The organism is Arhodomonas sp. KWT (assembly GCF_010993615.1).
On sequence record NZ_WNXE01000902.1, the window covers coordinates 1 to 689 of the forward strand.

The following is a 689-nucleotide window of genomic DNA, read 5'->3' on the forward strand; positions in this document are numbered from 1 at the left end:
ATGAAGGCCGAGGCCGTGGCCCACGTGGACGAGCTGGTCGCGAAGATGGGCGACGACGGTGTCCCGCCGGGCCTGTGCCTGGCACATCCGGACTGGCACCAGGGCGTCATCGGCATCGTGGCTTCGCGGGTAAAGGAGCGCTTCCACCGCCCGGTAATCGCCTTTGCCCCGGCAGGGGAGGAGGGCATGCTCAAGGGCTCCGCACGGTCCATTCCGGGATTGCACATGCGGGACGTGCTCGAGCGTATTGACACCCTCAATCCCGGGCTGATTCCGCGTTTCGGCGGACACGCCATGGCGGCGGGGCTATCGCTGCCGGACGCCCATCTGGAACGATTCCGGGAGGCCTTCGTGGAGACGGTAACGTCCTGGGTCAGCGCCTCCGACCTGGACGCCACGGTACTCACCGACGGCACGCTGGCGCCGGATGAGCTCACCCTGGAGCTCGCGGCACGGCTGCGCAACGGCGGCCCGTGGGGCCAGGCGTTTCCCGAGCCGGTCTTCGAGGGGACGTTCGCCGTGCGTGAGCGCCGGATCGTCGGGGGCAGCCATCTCAAGCTGCGGCTCTCGCCGGTGGAGGGTGGGCCGGTGGTGGACGCGATCGCCTTCGGGGGCGCGGACCACGGCTGGGATGATCTGGACGGCGCGGTGCGAGCGGCCTACCGCCTGGACGTCAACGCCTACCGCGG

At 70.1% G+C, this 689-nt stretch carries 1 protein-coding gene; it reads left to right on the forward strand.

The annotated features are described in order from the left end of the window. Positions 1-689 (forward strand): DHHA1 domain-containing protein (locus G7A99_RS23175; RefSeq protein WP_240466397.1); only part of this gene is annotated, 689 nt, incomplete at both ends.